This window comes from Pseudoalteromonas sp. SG43-5, from assembly GCF_014164345.1.
Classification (GTDB): Bacteria; Pseudomonadota; Gammaproteobacteria; order Enterobacterales; family Alteromonadaceae; genus Pseudoalteromonas; species Pseudoalteromonas distincta.
Window position 1 is genome coordinate 66,093 of the sequence record NZ_JACJFA010000014.1, and the last position, 21,636, is coordinate 87,728.

Annotated in this window: 22 protein-coding genes; 9 read left to right on the plus strand and 13 right to left on the minus strand. The window is 38.5% G+C overall.

Translation table 11 applies throughout. The annotated features are described in order from the left end of the window. Position 1: 1 nt before the first annotated feature. The 4 genes from H5161_RS14435 to lpxC all read left to right on the plus strand — a co-directional run bounded on the left by H5161_RS14435 (position 2) and on the right by lpxC (position 4,291). Positions 2-787 (plus strand): cell division protein FtsQ/DivIB, encoded by a 786-nt coding sequence (locus H5161_RS14435; protein WP_002957996.1) that lies wholly within the window; start codon positions 2-4, stop codon positions 785-787. Continuing rightward, entirely contained in the window at positions 784-2,016 is a 1,233-nt protein-coding gene (gene ftsA, locus H5161_RS14440; protein WP_007582937.1) for a cell division protein FtsA, read from the plus strand. Before H5161_RS14435 ends, ftsA begins: the two co-directional genes overlap by 4 nt. 21 nt (positions 2,017-2,037) lie before the next feature. After that, a complete protein-coding gene (gene ftsZ / locus H5161_RS14445) occupies positions 2,038-3,273 on the plus strand; it encodes a cell division protein FtsZ (RefSeq protein ID WP_154903867.1) in 1,236 nt (411 codons plus the stop codon). A 106-nt stretch (positions 3,274-3,379) separates the two neighbouring features. After that, a complete protein-coding gene (gene lpxC / locus H5161_RS14450; RefSeq protein WP_002957999.1) occupies positions 3,380-4,291 on the plus strand; it encodes a UDP-3-O-acyl-N-acetylglucosamine deacetylase in 912 nt (303 codons plus the stop codon). 81 nt (positions 4,292-4,372) lie between these two features. Here lpxC and yjjG read toward each other — a convergent pair whose 3' ends face one another. The 3 genes from yjjG to H5161_RS14465 all read right to left on the minus strand — a co-directional run bounded on the left by yjjG (position 4,373) and on the right by H5161_RS14465 (position 6,569). Then, positions 4,373-5,047 (minus strand): pyrimidine 5'-nucleotidase, encoded by a 675-nt coding sequence (gene yjjG, locus H5161_RS14455; RefSeq protein ID WP_182711439.1) that lies wholly within the window; start codon positions 5,045-5,047, stop codon positions 4,373-4,375. Between the two features lie 13 nt (positions 5,048-5,060). Next, on the minus strand, positions 5,061-5,606 hold the full coding sequence (gene yjjX, locus H5161_RS14460) for an inosine/xanthosine triphosphatase (RefSeq protein ID WP_096040826.1): 546 nt from the start codon (positions 5,604-5,606) through the stop codon (positions 5,061-5,063). 63 nt (positions 5,607-5,669) lie between these two features. Further along, positions 5,670-6,569, minus strand: a complete 900-nt coding sequence (locus H5161_RS14465) for a phosphoribulokinase (RefSeq protein ID WP_002958002.1) — start codon at positions 6,567-6,569, stop codon at positions 5,670-5,672. Positions 6,570-6,726: 157 nt separating this feature from the next. Between H5161_RS14465 and H5161_RS14470 the strand changes: the two genes are divergently transcribed. Beyond that, complete coding sequence (locus H5161_RS14470; RefSeq protein ID WP_182732803.1) at positions 6,727-7,602, plus strand: hypothetical protein; 876 nt, start codon at positions 6,727-6,729, stop codon at positions 7,600-7,602. Between the two features lie 75 nt (positions 7,603-7,677). Then, the gene (locus tag H5161_RS14475; protein ID WP_007376965.1) at positions 7,678-8,043 is read left to right on the plus strand and encodes a hypothetical protein; all 366 of its coding nucleotides are present in this window, start codon (positions 7,678-7,680) and stop codon (positions 8,041-8,043) included. An 82-nt stretch (positions 8,044-8,125) separates the two neighbouring features. On the opposite strand, the gene H5161_RS14480 is transcribed toward H5161_RS14475, so the two are convergent. The 6 genes from H5161_RS14480 to H5161_RS14505 all read right to left on the minus strand — a co-directional run bounded on the left by H5161_RS14480 (position 8,126) and on the right by H5161_RS14505 (position 13,582). Then, entirely contained in the window at positions 8,126-10,699 is a 2,574-nt protein-coding gene (locus H5161_RS14480; protein WP_058154160.1) for a M1 family metallopeptidase, read from the minus strand. A gap of 148 nt (positions 10,700-10,847) precedes the next feature. Next, positions 10,848-11,528, minus strand: coding sequence for a hypothetical protein (locus tag H5161_RS14485; RefSeq protein ID WP_138488564.1), 681 nt, complete (start codon positions 11,526-11,528; stop codon positions 10,848-10,850). Between the two features lie 99 nt (positions 11,529-11,627). Beyond that, positions 11,628-11,978 (minus strand): DUF2750 domain-containing protein, encoded by a 351-nt coding sequence (locus H5161_RS14490; RefSeq protein ID WP_002958007.1) that lies wholly within the window; start codon positions 11,976-11,978, stop codon positions 11,628-11,630. 17 nt (positions 11,979-11,995) lie between these two features. Then, a complete protein-coding gene (locus H5161_RS14495; protein ID WP_182769551.1) occupies positions 11,996-12,574 on the minus strand; it encodes a glutathione S-transferase family protein in 579 nt (192 codons plus the stop codon). 64 nt (positions 12,575-12,638) lie between these two features. Then, positions 12,639-12,920 (minus strand): peptidylprolyl isomerase, encoded by a 282-nt coding sequence (locus H5161_RS14500; RefSeq protein ID WP_002958009.1) that lies wholly within the window; start codon positions 12,918-12,920, stop codon positions 12,639-12,641. Between the two features lie 86 nt (positions 12,921-13,006). Continuing rightward, entirely contained in the window at positions 13,007-13,582 is a 576-nt protein-coding gene (locus H5161_RS14505) for a glutathione peroxidase (RefSeq protein WP_182694709.1), read from the minus strand. Positions 13,583-13,663: 81 nt separating this feature from the next. On the opposite strand from H5161_RS14505, the gene H5161_RS14510 reads away from it, so the two are divergent. The 3 genes from H5161_RS14510 (at position 13,664) to H5161_RS14520 (ending at position 17,448) form a co-directional block, all read left to right on the plus strand. Next, the gene (locus H5161_RS14510) at positions 13,664-14,152 is read left to right on the plus strand and encodes a GNAT family N-acetyltransferase (protein WP_182769552.1); all 489 of its coding nucleotides are present in this window, start codon (positions 13,664-13,666) and stop codon (positions 14,150-14,152) included. 119 nt (positions 14,153-14,271) lie between these two features. After that, positions 14,272-16,266, plus strand: a complete 1,995-nt coding sequence (locus H5161_RS14515; protein WP_182711443.1) for an ATP-binding protein — start codon at positions 14,272-14,274, stop codon at positions 16,264-16,266. 54 nt (positions 16,267-16,320) lie between these two features. Next, the gene (locus H5161_RS14520) at positions 16,321-17,448 is read left to right on the plus strand and encodes a PleD family two-component system response regulator (protein ID WP_182693580.1); all 1,128 of its coding nucleotides are present in this window, start codon (positions 16,321-16,323) and stop codon (positions 17,446-17,448) included. Positions 17,449-17,482: 34 nt separating this feature from the next. Here H5161_RS14520 and queG read toward each other — a convergent pair whose 3' ends face one another. The 4 genes from queG to H5161_RS14540 form a co-directional block, all read right to left on the minus strand. Next, positions 17,483-18,616: a tRNA epoxyqueuosine(34) reductase QueG gene (gene queG, locus H5161_RS14525; protein ID WP_058154164.1), complete on the minus strand. Its 1,134-nt coding sequence runs from the start codon at positions 18,614-18,616 to the stop codon at positions 17,483-17,485. Between the two features lie 66 nt (positions 18,617-18,682). After that, entirely contained in the window at positions 18,683-19,903 is a 1,221-nt protein-coding gene (locus H5161_RS14530) for a methyl-accepting chemotaxis protein (protein WP_002958016.1), read from the minus strand. 45 nt (positions 19,904-19,948) lie between these two features. Beyond that, complete coding sequence (locus H5161_RS14535; protein WP_182769553.1) at positions 19,949-20,653, minus strand: glycerophosphodiester phosphodiesterase family protein; 705 nt, start codon at positions 20,651-20,653, stop codon at positions 19,949-19,951. Then, on the minus strand, positions 20,650-21,516 hold the full coding sequence (locus H5161_RS14540; protein WP_024594632.1) for a DMT family transporter: 867 nt from the start codon (positions 21,514-21,516) through the stop codon (positions 20,650-20,652). The genes H5161_RS14535 and H5161_RS14540 overlap by 4 nt, the downstream gene beginning before the upstream one ends. Positions 21,517-21,636 lie beyond the last annotated feature (120 nt).

Sequence of the window (21,636 nt, forward strand, 5' to 3'; positions counted from 1 at the left end):
TATGCATCCCCTTTTAGAAAAAGCTCAACAACTAAAACAGCAACTTAACTTTAATTGGTCGCTGATTTTTGGAGTGAGTTTTTTTCTGGTTGTGGTTATAGGCTTAGTACAAATAACCACAGGTGTATCTGATTGGTTAGTTGAAAATAAAGATGCTCAAATTAAGCACCTTACAGTGCAAGGGCATCCCAAATACACAGATGAAACGGCAATTATAAAAGCAATTAAAAAAGCCGATTTAAGTAGTTTTTTTGAACTTGATGTTAAGCACGTGCAGCAGTTAGTTCAAGATTTACCTTGGGTTGCTACCGCTTCGGTACGTAAACAATGGCCTGATACTATACAGGTGTATGTAGTTGAACATGAAGTAGTTGCTCACTGGAATAGCGACTTGTTGCTCAACCAAAGTGGCCAAGCATTTCAAGCCAGCAGCGATAAGTTAGATGATAACTTACCGCAGTTATATGGCCCAGAAGGTAGCGAAGAAGAGGCGTGGGTTGCTTTTAAGCAATTTGATGAAATGCTCAGAGTTAATGGTTTAACATTAACAAGTTTGGCATTATCGGAGCGTTTTTCGTGGCAACTTTGGCTAGATAACGGAATTCGCTTAAATTTAGGGCGTAAAGATAAAGCCAAGCGTGTACAACGTTTTATAGACGTTTATCCACGAATGGAACAACGTGCAGATGCACAAGTAGATACAATCGATTTACGGTATGATACCGGCCTTGCAGTAAGCTTTAAGCCAATGCAAGAAGAACAATTACAAAATAAGAGTAAGGCATGACTAAGTCAGCAGAAAGAAACCTAGTAATAGGATTAGACGTTGGCACCTCGAAAGTGGTTGCCACGGTAGGTGAAATCACCGCAGATAACAAGCTCAGCATTGTTGGTGTGGGCAGCCAAGTATCTCATGGTATGGATAAAGGCGGCGTTAACGATTTAAACTTAGTGTCTGAGTCTATTCGACGAGCAATAGACGAAGCCGAGTTAATGGCTGATTGTCGTATAAGCTCTGTGTATTTGGGTATTTCTGGCAAACATATACAGTGTCAAAACGAAAGTGGCGTGGTGGCAATCAATAACACCGAAGTCACTGACGAAGACATTGAAAACGTAATACATATTGCGCGTTCTGTGCCTATTTCAGCAGAGCGTAAAATGCTACATGCATTGCCACAAGAATACAGCATTGATATGCAAGAGGGCATTAAAAACCCACTAGGCATGAGCGGCGTTCGTATGGAAGCGCGTGCACATATCATTACGTGCTCAAACGATATGGCAAAAAATATCGAGAAATGTGTGGAGCGTTGTGGTCTTGAAGTCGATCAGCTTATCTTTACTGCATTAGCGTCATGTTATTCTGTACTAACAGATGACGAAAAAGAGCTAGGTGTTGCAGTACTTGATATTGGTGGCGGCACTATGGATATCACCATTTATATTAATGGTGCACTTCGTCACTCTGCGGTTATTCCAGTGGCGGGTAACCAAGTTACTGGTGATATTGCAAAAATATTTCGCACACCTATATCACATGCCGAGTCACTCAAAGTACAATACGCATGTGCTAGTAGCCAAATGGCCAGTAGCGAAGACACAATTGAAGTACCAAGTGTAGGCGGACGACCAGCAAGGTTAATGTCGCGCCATACATTATCTGAGGTGGTAGAGCCTCGTTTTAGAGAATTATTTGAGCTTGCGATGGAAGAAATTCGTCGTTCAGGCTTAGAAGACCAAATTGCGGCAGGTCTCGTTATTACAGGCGGAACTGCTAAAATGACTGGCGCGATGGAAGTGGCAGAAGACATCTTCCAAATGCCAGTAAGAATAGGCAAACCAATCGGGATGGTTGGTTTGACAGACTATGTAGATGATCCTTCGTACGCAACCGCTGTTGGTTTGTTACAATACGGGCGTACCATGCAATCGATGAATGCACAAAAGTCGAAAGCAGAGGATAACAATAATTGGTGGAACCGCATTACTAAATGGTTCCAAGGCGAGTTTTAAGACTCAAGTCGGAGAGTAAACATGTTTGATATAATGGAACAACACAGCGAAGAAGCTGTAATAAAAGTAATCGGCGTGGGCGGTGGTGGCGGTAACGCTGTTGAGCACATGGTAAAACAACAAATAGAAGGCGTGCGTTTTATAGCCGCTAATACTGATGCGCAAGCATTACGTAACTCTGCAGCCGATATTACAGTTCAGCTAGGCACGCAAATAACCTCTGGGTTGGGTGCGGGCGCAAACCCTGAAGTAGGCCGTAAGTCGGCTGAAGAAGATGCAGATACAATTCGTGCCAGCCTTGAAGGCGCCGATATGGTATTTATTGCAGCCGGTATGGGCGGTGGTACAGGTACTGGTGCTGCACCGGTAGTTGCTAAAATTGCTAAAGAACTCGGTATTTTAACCGTTGCAGTTGTAACACGTCCTTTTGATTTTGAAGGTAAAAAACGTGCAGCAGCCGCTGAACAAGGCATTAATGAATTGTCAGAAATTGTAGATTCACTTATTACAATTCCTAACAATAAATTGCTTAAAGTTTTAGGGAAAGGGACTACACTTCTAGATGCCTTCGCTAAAGCTAATGACGTATTATTTGGTGCGGTACAAGGTATAGCAGAGCTAATTACACGTTCTGGTTTAATTAACGTGGATTTCGCCGATGTTAGAACAGTAATGTCTGCAATGGGTACTGCAATGATGGGAACGGCGTCTGCGTCAGGTCCTGATCGTGCACAAGAAGCTGCAGAAGCAGCTATCTCAAGCCCACTACTAGAAGACGTTGATTTAACAGGTGCTAAAGGTATCTTAGTTAATATTACCGCTGGTATGGACATTGCGATTGAAGAATTTGAAATTGTTGGTAATCACGTTAAAGCACTTGCGTCAGAAAACGCAACGGTTGTTGTTGGTGCGGTAATCGATCCAGAAATGACTGATGAGCTACGTGTAACGGTTGTTGCAACTGGTTTAGGCGGCGATCGTCGTCCACAGTTTGGTATTGTTGATAACGGCTTTAAAAAAGCATCAGGTTCTGATGTTGCAAGCACATCAAACCAAACGAGCAGCATGTACGTACCAAGTTTTGCAAGCCAAGATACAAACGCTGAAGAAAATACGACTAAAGAGCAAGCGCAAAGCAAAGAAAAAGCGCCTTCAACGAGTTCAAGTTCTTCAGCGCAAAATAGTAAAAAAGCAGATAAATCAGAAGGTGGTGATTATTTTGATATTCCCGCTTTTTTACGTAAGCAGGCAGATTAACATTTAATAATACTTTTGTTTGAAATATGTACAAATATTGAAAGGCAAAAGGATTTATGTTAAAATCCGCCGTCTAACTGTAACTGATTTAAAAGTGAGCATACCTATGATTAAACAGCGTACGATTGCACAAGTAGTCAAAGCCATAGGAATTGGACTTCATAAAGGTGAGAAGGTCACAATAACTCTCCGACCTGCGAGCGCAAATACTGGGATTGTATTTCGTCGTGTCGACCTTGATCCGGTTGTTGATTTTGAAACAACACCTGAAGCCGTTGGTGATACGCAGTTGTGTACCTGTTTAATTAACAAAGATGGTGTTCGCTTATCAACTACTGAGCATCTTATTGCAGCTGTTGCTGCAATGGGCATTGATAATCTAATTGTAGAATTGGACAGCTCAGAAGTGCCGATTATGGATGGTAGTGCATTACCATTCATATATCTGTTACAAAAAGGCGGAATTGAAGAACAAAACGTTGCTAAACGCTTTATCCGTATTAAAGAAAAAGTACGCATTGAAGAAGATGGTAAGTGGGCTGAAGTTGAACCATATGATGGTTTTCATATCGACTTTGAGATTGCATTTAACCACCCAGCTATCAATGAAAGTCGCCAACGTATTGGGTTGGATATAACAACGCAAAGCTTTATTGAAGAAATTAGCCGTGCGCGTACTTTTGGATTTATGAAAGATATTGAATACATGCATGCAAACAACCTAGCGCTAGGTGGTAGCATGGATAGTGCTGTGGTACTTGATGAATTCAAAGTTTTAAATCCTAATGGCTTACGTTATAGCGATGAGTTTGTTAAGCACAAGATATTAGACTGTGTTGGTGACATGTTTATGACAGGTCATAACCTTTTGGGTAAAGTAACTGCATTTAAATCGGGTCATGATTTAAATAATAAATTACTACGTAAAATTATGGCTACAGAGTCAGCATGGGAGTGGGCAACATTTGAAACGCCTGTGACGATGCCTGCACCCGGTCTTGAGTTAGCTCCAGCCTAAAAGCAGTAAAAGAACAGCTCACAAACAGTTATAAAAAATGACGCTAATTAGCGTCATTTTTTTTGCGTAAAATTTACTCTATTATAACTCTAAAAGAGCTTGTAACTGATTTAAATGAGTTACTGTATAGGTTGGTTTTATTCCATCGGCTAATTGCTCACCAGGGTGTTGTAACCAGCAAGTATCAATACCTGCATTGTTGCCGCCAAGTATGTCACTTGCAGCAGTATCACCCACCATAAGTATCTCGCTTTTATCTGGGTTACCCATTAGCTCAAATGTGTGCTCAAAAATCGCTTTATTTGGTTTTGCTATACCCACAAGTTCAGATATTACTAACCATTCAAACATATCTTTTAAGCCAGTATGCTCAAGGCGTACGGTTTGTAAGCGGGCAAATCCGTTAGTAATAATACCTAATCGAGCATTTGGCTTAAGTTTATTTAAAAGCTCAATAGCACCAGGTAATGGCTCGCAAATTTGCGCCATAGCATCTAAAAAAGCATCGTTTAGCTCTTTTGCGGGCACATTGAGTTTTGAAGCCCATTCATTAAAGCGTGTTACTTGTAAGTAATCTGCGCTAATAGTGCCATTTTGATAATCAACCCACAGCTGCTTATTGGTTTTTTGATAATGAATATAGTCGTCTTGGCTAAAATCTACGTTGTAAGCTTTAAACATGCGAGTCATGCCCGCTAAAATATCAAACCTAAATAAGGTTTCGTCTGCATCAAACAATACATAGTTGTATTTCATTAAACTTCCTAAATTAATTTGTTTGGCTGTAGAGATCTACGTGTAGAAAGGGCGCCATAGCTAAAGTGAGTGCTTGTGTATAGGTGCTTTCGCGCGTGGCGTGATTGTTTGTAAGTAACCCAATAGCGCCCCCTTTTTGTTTAACGTTGGTGGTATTAAATGCTTTGTCCATTACATCGCCAAGCTCTTCGCCGTTAAGTAATGCGTTATAAAGCACTTGAGGCAAGGGGAGGTTGCTGCTGCGCCCTACAACCTGATTTAAGGCATTATCAATAACTACGTAAGCAAACGTTGCTGCACCATAGCTAAATTGCTCTGCACCGCCTTCCATTGCCACGTAGTAGTGAGCTTGGTAATGCTCTTTGCAATAATTAACACGGTTTTGTGCGCCAACACGTGTTTCTTCTTCGCCAATAGGTTGATCTGGCACATTGGATAGGGCATCAACACCTTGGCAATCAATTTCATGTTCAGGGAAATACATTGCAAAAATATGTTTAGCCGCGTTAATTTTTACAGGGTTTTTAGAACCCACAATAATTTTTAATGAGTACAACACAATGTCCCTTATTGTTACTAAAATCAGCAGTGTACGTGAGAGAGCTCAATCTTAGAAGAGGAGTTAAATAGGTATATCCAAAGGTGCTAAGTTTTCCAGTGCACGCTTTTTCAAAATAATATCTTTAATAAGTGGAGTAAGAACCAGCTCCATAGCTAAGCCCATTTTGCCCCCTGGTACTACAAGCGTATTAATACGAGACATAAAACTGCCTTCGATCATCCGTAAATAATAAGGAAAATCAACATCATCAATACCCCTAAAGCGAATAACTACAAAGCTTTCATCAAGAGATGGAATATCTTTGGCGCTAAATGGGTTTGATGTATCAACGGTCGGCACGCGTTGAAAATTAATATGGGTACGAGAAAACTGCGGGGTAATATGATTTATATAGTCATCCATACTGCGCACAATAGAGCCCATAACCGCTTCGCGAGAATGGCCTCGTTCGGATGTATCGCGTATTAATTTTTGAATCCATTCAAGGTTAATAATTGGAACCATGCCTATTAATAAATCGACATGCTTTGCAACGTCTACATCTTGATCAACAACACCACCGTGTAACCCTTCATAAAACAAAATGTCAGTATTATGGTCAAGATCTTGCCAAGGTGTAAATGTACCTGGTAATTGATTGTACGGAACGGCTTCATCAAAGGTATGTAAGTAGCGGCGTAACTTTCCTTGACCTGTTTCGCTATAGTTTTCAAACAGCGTTTTTAAAGCGCCAAAGTCATTGGCCTCTCTGCCAAAGTAACTAATATGTTTACCTTCTTGTTGTGCTTCTCGAACTTTTTTATCCATTTCGGGGCGAGTGTAACGATGAAAGCTATCTCCTTCGACAAAAGCCGCTTGAATATTAAGGCTACGGAAAATATGTTTAATTGCATTCGTTGTGGTGGTTGTACCCGCACCAGATGAACCCGTAATCGCAATAATAGGATTTTTAGCTGACATGTTAATTCTCTTTTTTAGGACCAGGTTTTATAACCAGACTAAACTTAACATTATTTTAAGTCGTTTGGGTATCTTAAGAGTTGACTGACTTAGCTCAAGTGACGCCATCAGCAAATAACGTTATCATGAGGTGCTTAAAATTAAAACGAGAGAAAGCATGAAACTTATTAAACCATTACTTGGATTATTTTCTATAGCAGCGCTGAGCCCAATAGTGGTGCAGGCTAGCATGCCAAAAAGCCAAGTATTACTTGCTGATTTAAATACACCTTTCGGGGTACAAGTTAGTATTGTGAGCGATAAAAATAGTTATAACAACCAACCGCACTTAACAAGTACAGGTTTATACTTTACTCATGAAGTAATTAATAAAGGGCAAAGCCAAACTGATATTGCTTATTATGATTTCACGTCAAAAAAAGTTACCAATATAACTAACTCTCCCGTAAGCGAATACTCACCAACAGTTATGCCAAGTGGTGATGCGATATCAGCGATTGTTGTAGAAGCTGACGGTAAGCAAAAATTGTGGCAATACCCACTCAAAAATGAAGATGCGCCACGTCGTATTTTTGATTGGATTGAACCTGTTGGATACCATGCATGGGGTGTCCAAAATGATTTAGTGATGTTTATTTTAGGAAAGCCTCACACGCTTCAATATACTTCTGTTGCACAAGCGAAGGGGGAAATAGCTGCCAGTAATATTGGCCGAACGCTTATTTATAACAACTTAATGGCTGCATTTTTATTTAGTTACACTAAAAACGAGCAACACATTTTAGCGAGTTTTAATCCACAAGATAAACAAGTTGAAGACCTATTAAGGTTACCGGCTCAAGTTCAAGATTTTATTTTAAAAGATAATGCGACCATTGCTTATGCTATTAAAAACCGCGTTTATCAGCGTAAACTTGATGGAAGTGATGAAGTATCGCAATGGCTTAATTTAAGCACCTACTGCGAAACAAATATAACAAGAATGAGTTACAACAATGAAAAACTCGCTTTTGTATGTGATATAACAAAGTGAAGCAGACAAATAAATTCAGATTTTATTGTGTGTATGCGTTAATCTAATACGCAAATTAACTAATAGGGATTACACGTGGCTTATAGTGCAGACGAGCTGACAGAACAGCTCATTAAATTACAGTGCAGAAGTAATTTTAAGATTAAAAATATTGCAGAGTACATGTTAGTAAACTCTAAAGAAGCATTTTATACCCACAGCGAAAGCGGCAAGGGTAAAATAGTAATTCGCCCAGCATTTGAAGTGTTTAGCGATGATTTTAATGATATAGATGGCGTGACGCGTGCGCAAGGGTACTTCCATAGCAGTGAGATGACACGCTTTCCTACGCGCATTTTTAAAAGCGCTCAACCTATTCACTACGGTGTTGCGTTTAAAATAAATTCTGAGCAAGCAGCCAAAGATTTTATAGCCAAGCTAACTATGATTATTGGTAATTAATAAAGCAAAAATATAAACGTAAAAAGCCGCTGAATTTATTTTCAGCGGCTTTTGTATTTTTATAGCTCAATAAACCTAATAATTACTTACTTTTTAAAAAGCTATTAACCGATTCAAGTTCACGTGTTTTAAGCGCGATACAATCGTTTGTGCTTTCTTCAAGCTTACTTAATGTGCGAGCGTAACCAGCTACATCAGCTACTTTTTCGTTAAAGAAGGTTTTTGTTGTCGCTAAACTTTCTGCATCACAGCTTGCAGTTGTAAAGTACGGCAAGTTAGGTATAAAGAACGGCGGTAAGCTTGCTGTTACTTTATCGTAGTTACTGTAAACCCAATCAATAAATAATGCTTGGCGCTCATCTGTGTAACTTTGACCTGACAAAATAGTACGCATGTCAGATGCCGTTACTTCATCCGTTAAGCTATAAGCTAATACCGCTTTTTGTAACTCAGGTTTACCAAAAAAGCCCATAGCTGCAAGCATGTTTGTGCGTACTTGCGGATCTTTAGTCGTTTTAAACGTTGTCATGAATTGATCAAGCAGCGCTTTGTCACCATGAAAAGCAGCAAGAGTTAAGTACGTACCCGCTAAGTATGGGTCTACCTTTTGTGGATCATTTAAATAAACCTGCGTTTGTTCTTTGGCTTTATTGATGACGTTTTGATCTTCACCATCAAAACCTAAGCGTGATACAACGGCTGCACGAAGTTGTGCAATAGCACCATCTTCACCCGCTTTTGCTTCTAAACCATATTTTTTAGCAGCAGGCGTTACTGCACCGCGAATAAATTCAGGCCATAGGTCTTTATTGCTATCGTCTTTAAAAGTGCGCTGTTGCGACACTAAGTAACCTAGTGCGGTATTTGCTACGCGAGGGTGGCTATCGCTTACGAACACTTCAAGTGTTTGCATTAACTTAGCAGCAGATATAACACCAGCATCAAGTAGCGCATCAGTAGCAGATAGTAACGCTAAGCGTTCACGGTCACTCAGTACGCTTGGCGCCTTTTTAACAAGTGCGCTAAATTGTGCATCATCCATTACCCAGCGGTAGTAGCCTAATGCACCTTGGTCGGGATAAATCCACTCTGGTTCAAAGTCTAAATCTAGTGTTTGGCTTTGTTTATTAAGTAATACGTTTGCTGTTTTCACTTTATCGCCAGCACCATATTTAATTGCCACCGGTACATTCCATAACTGCTCTGGCGCATCAACGCCTGCGTTTACAAAGCGGCTTTGTGAAATAGTTACTTTGCTACCTTGTTGAGTTACTTTAACTAGTGGGAAAGAAGATTGCTCAATAAACGATTTTAAAACACTCGCTACGTCTTTATTTGACGCTTTACCAAGTGCTTCCCATAAGTCGGCCGCTTCAGCATTTTTATATGAAAACTCTTTTAAGTAGCTTTGAATACCTTTTTGAAATGCATCTTCGCCAATCCAGTTTTCAACCATAGCAAGTACTGAGCTGCCTTTACTGTAAGCAAGACCTAAACCGTCCATAATGTCGGCTTCGGTTTTAATTGGCTTACGAATAGGCTTGGTGCTTAGGCGTGCATCAAGTGCCATTACGTTGTTTTGTGGCAGGTCTAAGTGCGATTCAAACTCAGGGTTAAGCTGCTTAGTAATTTTTGCAGCCATCCAGCTAGCAAATGCTTCGTTTAACCATAAGTCGTTCCACCATTTCATGGTTACTAAATTACCGTACCATTGGTGAGCAAGTTCATGAGCAATAATTGATACATTACGCTGTTTTTTACTGCGTGTTGCTGCAGCTAAATCAACTAATAAAATATCTTCTCGGTAGGTTACTAAGCCTGAGTTTTCCATTGCGCCAAATGGAAACTCTGGTACCGCTACTGAGTCTAATTTTTTGTAAACGTAAGGAATACCAAAATACGCTTCAAGTGCGCCCAGTACTTTTGGCATGTTTTCTTTTGCGTATTGGGCTAAGTGAATTTTACCTTGAGGGGTAATTACACGACCAGGAATTGGCATGCCTTTAATATCTAATTCTTCAAATGGGCCAACAGCCATCGCGACTAAGTATGAAGGAATTGGCGGCGTTTTATCAAAAAAGTGTGTGGTCATATCGCCATCAACCGTTGTTTTTAGTTCTGGCGTATTTGAATATACTTTTTGTGATGTAGGCGCGGTAATCGTTAACTGAAATGGAATTTTGTAACTTGGCTCATCAAAAACAGGAAATGCACGGCGTGCATCACTCATTTCAAATTGAGTAAATAAGTAAGGTGTGCCTTGGTCTAACGTTTTGTATAAACCAACACTTTGACGGTTATATGGCGCTGAAAAATCAACTTTAAGGGTGTATTTACCTGGTTGAATTTGCTCATCACAGCTAAATTTAACTTTACCTGTTTTAAGCATTTCGTTGTTTAAGTCACAGTTTTCGTCGCCAAGCAGTTGCGCCATTTTAACAGCGTAAGCTACGCCATTTAATTCAATGTATTTTGTTGGTTTTAGTACTTCTAGGGAAATCTCAGTCATCCCTGTGAATGTATCTTGGCTCGGATCGAGTGTTAACGATACCTGTTGTGAACTTGGTTTTGCGAGTTTTTCAATAACGAATTCGTTAGCGTTTGCAGCACCCATTGCCAAAGCAACGCTCACTGTTAAGAGGCTTTTAAGAAACATAGTGATCCCTAGATTGTTGTTGTTAGAAACTACCCTAAATAGGCTTTTTTATGCTCATATTATTAGGGGGTTAGATATCCTAACAGTTTTTTTTAATAGAGTAATTGATTATAACGATGACTTTAAGGGGAAATAGTAACAAAGTTTGTCAGTGGCTTTCGCGTGTTATAAAACGCTGCCAATGCAGGTGTGAGTTAATAATACGTATTTTTTGGATCACGTTATTTAATAAAAGCACGTCCTTAAATTCATTATGTGGGTATTCGTTAAATCCCATGAGATAATTAAAGGCGTCTTTAGAGTTGGCTTGCAGAGCATGTATACGCACTTGTTGCTCAAAGTTAAGACGAAGGCTGCTTATGGCTGTTTTCATACCGAGTTGATCAACGTTTGGTATATCACACTTTTGTAAATAGCCGGCTCGCTCACCTTCACCTGAAAACCAAATACGGACTTTTTCACTGTATCTGCCAGTTTTAGCGGGTAAGTCGAACATTAATCGTTGTTGATTTTGTGATTTTATGAATGCTAAATATTCATTAAACCCGGCATCTATAAGTGCCTGATGCACTGGAACTAAGCGAGGTTTTATCTTACCGTGAGTATGAAAATTAAAACATAAGACATCTTTTTCAAGGGACAGATCATCAAGCGTTAGATAGCCAATTTCATCGCTATATGCACCACTGTAGTATGCAATTAGAGGAAGCCAAAAATGCCAGTGTTTTGGTTGCTCACGTGCAACTTTAAAATCACCGTATATATATCCATTATAAAGAGTGTGCAGTTCCATGGCTGAAAAGGGCCGGCGACCAAGATGGGTTTTCAACGTAATACCTTGAAAATAATGATGTGTTTTATTTTATACCCAACTAGCAGTAGATGCTAGTCGGGTTTTATCCGCTCTTAAAATAAAGCGTATAAAGTATTATTCACTTAATGCGCGAGCTAAACCAGTAGGTTCAATCTCTGTACATACTTGGTCATCATTCCAGTTAATGCCAACAAGTGCGTTATCTTCATTTAAATCTTCAACCCATGCATCTAAAAATTCATCAAGATTTATTTCTACAGGGCTGTAGTCTTTCCACTCTTCTTTACATTGCGCTTTAGCTGCTTCTTCACTTTCCCAAAGCAGTAGTACGTCAGTTTCGTCAAATTGGTTAGAATCGCACACTACAAAGCCATTATCTTCTGCACCAAGTGCCCAAATTACTTCGCTAACACGTACTTTTTCTACAAAGTTAACTAGTTGTGATTCAATTTCGATATCGCTCATGTGTTTACCTTTTTAAATTAGTGACGAGGATTAGTATCTATTGCTGCTTGACGCTTGCCATATTGCTTATGAAAAGCAACAAGCTCTGAATACTGACTAAAGTCAGTTAATTCACGAAAGCAAATCCAATCAAGCAGGCAGTATAAACTGATGTTGAGGTATTCACAGCTTTTAAATTCTTCATCGCTTAAATGGGTATTTAAAAAGCTTAATGTTTGTTCAATTCGTTCGTTTTGCAAATTAAAAAAGAGTTTATCGCTTTTGGTGTCAAATCCAGAGCGTTCACATAGCAACATTTCTACTAGCGAATCGTTACAGGCATTTATAGTCGTAAGTAAGTGCTCTTGCGGCCACGTTAGTTTTGGTTGACCTGTTTTTTCAAGTAAATAGCGCAATATAGAATTAGAGTCACTAAGTGTTAAGTCGCCATCTACCAGAATAGGAATCTTTCGAGCTGGATTTTTACTGGCAATAGTAGGGCGATCTTGCTCAGAAAATATATCAAGACTCACAAGCTCTAGTTTACAGTTGTTTTGTTGTGCCCAAATTCTAATTCGGCGCACGTAAGGTGAAGGTACAGAACCAATTAATTGCATAATTACTCCATAAAAAAGCCGCATAAGCGGCTTTTATAAAACGTTACTTACGATACAGTTAAATTTATTCTGAACGGCTAGTAACTTCAAGTAAATGATAACCAAATTGAGTTTGCACAGGGCCTTGTACTTGGTTAATTGGAGCTGAAAACACAACTTTATCAAACTCTGGAACCATCATACCAGGACCAAACTCACCAAGAGCACCGCCATCTTGACCTGATGGGCAGTTTGAATGCGCTTTGGCTAATTCAGCAAAGTCTTCGCCTTGCTCAATTTTTGTTTTTAAGTCTAAGCATTGTGCTTCACTGTCTACAAGTATATGTCGTGCGCTTGCTACTGTCATAAAATCTCCCGAGTATAGTGTGGTGTTTTTTTAACCGAATTAAAATATCATTCTAGTTAGTTTCAACTAATTGTACCAGTATAAACTTATTTATCAGAAAGCACAGTTTCAATTGCAGCAATCATTTGTTCTGAATCAGGTGCTGCTTTGCTGTTAAACCGTAAAACCGTCTCACGATCAGCAGACACTAAATACTTATAAAAGTTCCAATTTGGAGAGCTAGTTTGCTCATTCAAATATTTAAAAATTGGGTTCGCTTTACTACCACGCACTTCGCTTGTAGCAAACATAGGAAAGGTTACACCATAATTTACAAAGCATACTTTTGCAGTTTCTTTTTCACTATCCTCTTCTTGAAAAAAATCATCAGAAGGGAACCCTAATACGACTAAACCTTGTTCTTTGTATCGTTGATATAGCGCTTCAAGGCCTTTAAATTGGGGTGTAAAACCACAGTTGCTTGCCGTGTTTACTATTAATAAAGGCTTATTTTTAAATTGGCATAAATTAATAGATTCTTTTGAGCGAAGCTTTCGAACATCGACATTGGTAAAATCTTGACAGTCTTGGGTAGAGGTTTGGTTAATAGTTGATGATGTTTCAGCGTGGAGTGGGGCATTAATAAATAAAGCCATTAATCCTATTATAATTTTTTTTAGCATTACATTACCTAAACTTTTCAATTGTTTGATTGGATAATCATACGCTAATATGAAACAAATTGATCAACCTTTGAATGACCTATGACAACCCGTTTAGCAACTATTGATGATCTTAATGAAATTGTAGCCATTTATAACGAAACCATTGCAGGGCGAATGGTAACTGCAGATACCGAAGAAGTTACTGTTGACGAAAAGCGTGACTGGTTTAATAGCCATAACGATAAAAGGCCTATTTATGTTTACTGCGAAAATAACCAAGTACTTGCTTGGGTAAGTTATAAATCGTTTTATGGGCGTCCTGCTTACGATGGCACAGTAGAGATGAGCATTTACATTACCCGTAAAGCACAAGGTAGAGGGCTTGGTAAAAAGCTAATGATATTTGCTCAAACACAAGCTAAGCAATTAAATATTAAAGTATTGCTTGGTTTTATTTTTAGTCATAATTTACCCAGTGTTAAATTATTTAAGCATTTTGATTTTGAAATATGGGGCGAGTTACCAAGCGTTGCCATAATGGATAACAAGCCCTACAGCCTGACTATTTTTGGAAAGCATCTTAAATAAACTGTTTTTTGAAAGCTTGTAATATTTTTTTACAAAATAACGATAGGGCTTTATGCCAATTAAATAAAAATAGACTACGCTATTAGGATATTAAGTTTATTAATTTGAAGTGTGGCTTGATGATTCGAAAAATATTAATTATTGATAGTAGTAGTGTCATCGCGATGCGTGTGAAAGTGCTTTTAGAATTAATAGGGTGTGAGGTCGAATTAATTCATTTCAGCATGCTAGACATGTATACCAATATAGGCGATTACGACTTAGTTGTTGTTGCCCATGGTGTGCCTGTTGATTCTATAAAACCGCTTGTAAGCGAAGTAGCGCAAGAGCGCTTTATGCTGCTTGCGCCAAAAGCACAAAGCGGTGAACAACTAACTGCGTTTAGCGAGCTAAATCATATTGCGCCTGACGCAACCGTGGTCTACCCATTTTTTTCTAATAAAGAAATTACTTCTCTTTTAGAGAGCCTATTAGAATTAGGCTCTAACCATATTTTGCAATTACCTACTATTTTACTCGTCGACCATGTTCCTGAACGTCTCGAAAAAATGAAAAATAGCTTAATCGGTGCTCATATCGAGACTCATACTGCAACAACCTCCGCAGAAGCTTTAGAAATTAGTAAAGAAAAGCAAATAGATATACTGATAAGCGATTTTATTTTAGATGACGGAACAGGTTTAGGAATTTTTTCAAATTTAAAAGTAACTCAACCGCATTGTCGTTGTTTGTTATTTACCTCACGCCCTGATCAAGTTTCAATGATCGACGCAATTCGTCAAGGTGTAGAAGACGTACTTATTAAACCTTTAAACGATAGCTCACTATTACAATCAATACATAAATTATGGCAAACAGAGTTATTAAAACGTCATAACGCAGAGCTTGTAGAAAGGCTACAAGATACGGTTGATGCCCTAATTGAAAAAGACAGCCTACTTCAGGTTATTTATAAACATACGCCCGATGCAATTATGTTATTTGAAAAGTGCGGTAGAGTGATAGAAGCTAATGATGCTTGCTTGAGACTATTTAACTTACCGTTTAATGAACTCGAAGGTAAATCAGTATTTGATTTTTTAGATGATGATTCAATTTTAGGTATTAAAGATAAGATTTCGACATTAAATAGTAATCGACAATTTAGCTGCGATTTACGTTTATCTAAAACAGCAGGAGGTTATATACCCTTAGTTGGCTCTTTTAATGAGATAGATCACCATGGCGAAATAGCACTTGCGGTCATATTTAAAAATGTAACCCATCTTAAGCAAAAAGAGGATTTATTACTTGAAGCAAAAGATGTTCTTGAAGAGCAAGTAAGAGCACGTACTTCACAACTCGAGCATGCTAAAAATGTGGCTGAGGCTGCAAACTTAAGTAAATCAGAATTTTTAGCAAACATGTCGCATGAACTTCGAACACCTATGCACTCTATTTTAAGCTTTTCTCGTTTTGGTTTAAGTAAATTAGAAGCTGGAGATTTTGCAAAAGAAAAACTCATTAAGTATTTATCGCGAATAGAGAGTAGTGGTGAGCGTTTACTGTCGTTACTAAATAATTTACTCGACCTATCTAAGCTAGATGTAGGCAAGTTTCCATTTAACCCTCGTCCCTATAATTTAGCGAATATTATTAAAACAAGTATTGATGATGTGTCTGGTACGGCAATGGAAAAAGAAATTGAGATTATATTTACCGCACAGCCATTACCTGTAATTGCACAATGTGATGAAGAGCAAATAAACCAGTTACTTCGAAACGTACTAGGTAACGCACTTAAATTTAGCGAACCTAAAAGTAAAATACGGGTAAATTTAGAGTCAGATAATAAGCTTGCTACTATAGAGGTTACCGATAATGGGGTCGGTATACCAGAAGATGAGTTGGAGCATATTTTTACTAAGTTTGTGCAAAGCAGTAAAACAAATAGTGGTGCTGGTGGCACAGGGTTAGGCCTTGCATTGTGTAGAGAGTTTGTATCTTTACACCAAGGTGAAATCACTGCACGTAACAACGAAAATGGTGGTGCAACTATATCTATACAAGTGCCATTAGAAATAAACTTAGACGAGCATTTAGCTGAAGATCAGTTAATACAACACACTAATTAATTGTTTTTTGGCATACCAAGTAACTTTTTAAAGAATTTGAATGGATGATAAATTATGGCCTTAACTAAAATACTTGCCGTTGATGACGAACCCTTTAACCTTGAAATTATTGAGGAAATTTTAGAGGAGCTTGATTTTGAATTACAAGTAGCAACAAATGGTCCTGAGTGTTTAAACATGGTTGAAGGTTATATGCCTCAGGTTATATTACTCGACGTAAGTATGCCGCAAATGAACGGCTATGAAGTATGTAAAGCACTTAAAGCAAATCCAAATACCGCACACATTATTGTTATGTTTGTTTCTGCTCGCGGCACTGTTGAAGAACGCATGGAAGGCTATTCTGTTGGCGCAGAAGATTATATTGTAAAACCTTTTGGCCATGACGAACTTAAATCTAAGCTTAAAAATTTAAATCAAGTACTCGTTGAAAAGCAAAGTCTAGAAAAGCAAGTTGAAGATGCAACATCAACTGCATTTAATGCAATGGCCAATAGCAGTGAAATGGGGCAAATAGTTAACTACGTTGAAAACATAGGCTTTATTAACGATCCTCAAGAGCTAGGTAAAGCGCTTGTAGATTGTCTGCAGTCTTTTGATTTACAAAGCAATGTAGAATTTAGAGAAAATAATGAAATTAGCCACTTTGCGCTAAACGGCGTGTGTTCACCTATTGTGGTGGAGCTATTTGAAATGCTGAAAAACAAAGGGCGCTTACATGAGTTTTCGCACCGAATTTTAGTTAACTATGAATTGATTAGCTTACTCATTTTAAATATGCCCGATCATGACCCTGATAAGCATGGTCGTATACGCGACCACGTATGTTTTATTGTCAGTGTTACCGAGCAGCAGCTACGCGCCATTATGACCAAGAAAATGCTTGAATCACAACGAGCGAAACTTAATGCCGTAGCAAGTACTGTTCATAGTAAGTTTCATAGCTTAATTAGCTTGTTGAATGAAAACCGTCAAAACAACGAAAAAGTGTTTAAACAGTTACAAGAAGAGCTCGAAGAACGTATCCCATCAATGGGACTGGATGAAGATCAGGAGGTGTTTATTTATAAAAAAGTAGATGAAACTATCCAAAACTCAGTAGCAAGAGAAGAGTCTGTTAAACAAGTCAAAGCAGCCTTTACAGAGATAGAACAAGATCTATCGTTACTTTTGAAAAACTAGTTACTTCGCAATATAAAGGTTTACTTAAGCGGTGCTATGCATCCCTTGGTAAGCCTTTTTCTACAATTCTAATTAACCTAGCTGTTTTACGAATTTGTAATCGTTGTTTATCGTTTTGCTGAGCAAGTGCCCATTCAATATGCTCTAAAACAAGTTCGCTGCATATTTGGCTTTTATCTTGTAGGGCATTAATAATAGCGGGGCTGAACTCTGCATTACCTAAACCAACTGCTAAATTACGTAACCAACGTTCGTGACCAATGCGACGAATAGGGCTGCCTTCGGTATTTTTTAAAAATGTAGGCTCATCCCAGGCAAACAGCTCAAGTAAATCTTTATCTTTTAATTGAGTGCGAGGATGAAAATCATTTTCGTCAGTTATTTGTCCATAACGATTCCAAGGACATACTAACTGACAATCATCACAACCATAAACACGATTACCTAATAAAGAACGGTACTGCTCTGGTATTGGCCCTTGGTGTTCTATGGTTAAATACGATATACATTTACGTGCATCAACAACGTAGGGCTCTACAATTGCACCTGTTGGGCAAAGAGTAATACAAGCAACACATTTTCCGCAGCCTTCAAAGGTGTTTTCTGCATCAATTGGTAGAGGTAAATCAATAAATAGCTCGCCTAAAAAAAACCATGATCCTGCTTCTTGGTTTATTAATAACGAATGCTTACCACGCCACCCTAAACCGGCTTTTTCGGCAAGTTGACGCTCAAGTACAGGGGCTGAATCTACAAAGGGTCTAAAGCCATACTCGCCAACTTCTTGCTCTATTTTTTGGCCGAGTTTTTTTAAACGATTACGCATTAATTTATGGTAATCACGACCTAATGCATAGCGGCTTATATATGCTTTTTCTTTATTTTTTAAGGTTTTTGCAAAGCCAGCATCGGGAGGGAGATAATTCATTTTTACGGATATAACACGCTGTGTACCAGGCACTAATTCAGCAGGGCGGGCGCGTTTCATACCGTGGGCAGCCATATAATCCATCGAGCCGTGGTAGCCTGCATCAAGCCAACGTTGCAATTGGGCTTCGTGCTTAGATAAGTCAATATCAGTAATGCCCACTTCGCTAAAGCCAAGCTCTTGCCCCCAGGTTTTTATTTGCAGGGCTAATTTTTCATAGTCTGGGGTAGGGTTGCTCACACGCTTTACACACTTAAATTAATAGCTGCGTAATTTACCATATTTCTCTGAGCCCGAAAACGCTTCTTAGTGCACAAAGCGCTTTAACTGTTGTTGGGTTTGTAAGCTTAGCTGTTGAGATTGCTCGCTGTCGGCTAATGCCGTATCTATTTGTTGTTTAGCTTGCTCCCCTAAAGCTACGATTTGCTCTACCGATTGGTGAGTCGTACTTTGGGTGCCCTCAAGCAAATGTACAGCACTGGCTATTTGTTGCAGCTGCTGCTGGTTGTGCTCAAACTCACTAAGCATTTTAGTAAAGCCATCACAGGTTGCACTAATTGAGCTTTGTGCGTTATTAGAGTGAGTCATTAATTGCTCTGACTCTTTATTTGTCTCGTTTACCAAATCATTCATCTGACTTATAAAGTCGCTAATCTGCCTAGTTGCGCCACTTACCTTTATTGAAAGCGTGCGTACTTCGTCTGCAACTACGGCAAATCCTCTGCCAGCTTCACCCGCTCTAGCTGCTTCTATTGCGGCGTTGAGGGCTAACAAATTAGTTTGATCAGAAAACTCTTCAACCATTTTTAAAATACTACGAATGTTTTCACTGTTCTCTTTTAGTCCCGCAATTGTATTTGAAAAGCTACCTAGCATATTAGTAATAAGTTTTACCTGCTCTACTAAAGCAGCGAGTTCTGACGCAGATAGTTTTACAAAGTTAAGGTGTTCATTATTAACGTTATGTACGCTATCTGTATTATTTACTATGTCTTGTAAGCTTTGGGTTATTTGCATACTGGCATTAATAATACTGTGGCTTAACTGTATTTGTTGCTCACTTGATTGCTCAGTATTTTTCATTGATTCAGTGACTTGTGTATTGCTGTGTGCACTCGCTTGAGCACTGTTATATGTTGTGCTGAGTAACTCACTTAAATGGGCAGTAAATATATTGTATTGTGAACTTAAATCTTTAAATTCGTCATACGAAAAGTGGGGAAGTTTTGCTGCTAAATTTGCATCTTGTTGGTTTATTTCTATCAAAGTATCGCGCATAGCAGTAACAGGGCGAACAATTAAAAAACGCATATAAAAAAGAGTAAAAATAAAACCAGATATAATCACAAGCGTAAGCAGCCAAAATAGCCCTGTACTTTGCTGTTGTTCGCTTAAACTCTGATGCAGCCAAAATAACGTAATTGCTTGGAACAATAATACAAAACTTAAATTACCGACTATTTTACGGGTTAACGTAAAAAAGAATGTTTGCTCTATATAGTTATAAATTTTCATGAAACCACTCATTATGCTCAAGCCCTACGATTGTTATTTAAGTGAGGGGAATGTAAGTTAGCCTTTTTGTAACGACAACAAGTAAGCTTTGGTTCGCGCTGGGTAATTTGTAAAAATTCCGTCTATGCCATACTCAAGCATTAGCGCTATATCTTCTTCCCTATCGACTGTATAAGCATAAATCTTTAGGCCTCTTTTTTTTGCATCCTCTGCAAAGGCCTTATTTATAAAGGTTTTATCTGCATGTACGCTATAAGCGTTTAAATCACTAGCAAACTTTGCATAGTTAATTGGAATAGAAGAAGTAAGGGCGCCTATTTTAAGCCATGGTAGCTTGTTTTTAAGCCACTGTAGTTGATGATGATCAAACGATGATACTAAAATATTGGTTTTCGATATTTTTTTAGCTTCAATGTTTTGTTCTAATTGAGCCACAAACCTTTCTAGTGCAAACGTGTGTTTAAGCTCAATATTTAATAAAGATTTATTGTTATTCCAATCAAACAGCTGCTGAAGAGTAGGAATTTTTTCACCATTTCCAGCATCAAGCTTAGAGAGCTCATGAGCGGTAAAGTTACTCACCCTGCCTTTACCGCTGGTGGTTCTATCAAGCCATGAATCGTGTATTACCATGTAATCATCGAAGGAACTTTGAATATCTACTTCAATACCATCAACACATACTTTTAACGCTTCTAAAATAGCGCTTTTGGTGTTTTCAGGAAAATCCCCACTGGCACCACGGTGTGCAAATACTTTCATTGTCGAGCCTTTTTAGTGATTGACCACGTTTCAAAACAAGCGGCACTCACTATGAGTGCTCCACCAACTAACGTCATAACAGTAGGACGTTCATGAATAATTACTATAGCCAGTATGGTGCCATAAAGTGGCTGCAAGCAAGAAATTAACCCCGCAGTTGCCGCTGATAAATGCTTTAAACTTGCTGCAAATAACGAGTGCGGTGTAGCTGTAAATATAACACCCGCTACAGCAATTAAAATCAGGTCATGATTGCTAACCTCATACACTGGTACTTCTATAAATGCACACAACATAATGCTTGCCACTAAGGTTTGATAAAACATCGTTTGCGGCCCGCCATATTGGCTAAAGTAGCGCTTATGAGTAATGTTTCTTATTGAAAAAAACAATGCTGATATCACACCTGTTATTACACCTAGGGTTACATCATCGCCCAAGTTTGCACTTGGTACTAATAAGTAAATACCTAAAACAACCACCGCTGCACTTATTATATCTTTTGCTTTTGGCCTGCTTTTATTAAATAAGGGTTCTAAAAACACCGTCATTACGGGGTAGCTAAAAAATGCCAGCATTCCAATAGTTATACCAGCCATTTGCATACCAGCAAAATAGGTAACCCAGTGAATACCCACCGCAACACCTAAAAATAACGCAATAAGATAGTCTTTAGGTTTGTTGAGTTTAATTTGTTTTTTTTGAAAATAAAGCATGGCTAAAATAGCCATTCCTGCAATTGCAGTTCTGTAAACGGTAATATCTAAAGCATTTAAACCAATAAGTTTGGCAAATAAAGCGGTCCCGCCAAAAAGTAATACCGCTATGTGTAAATAAATTAAACTTTGTTGCTGAGGCTGCATTTAGTTTCCTTGTTGTACTTTTTGAATATATTAACATTGCTTAAAAATTCTTAAGATGAATTTTTTCCGCATGACAAAAGTCATTAAAGTTGATGACACTTCACACTCTTATTATTTTTG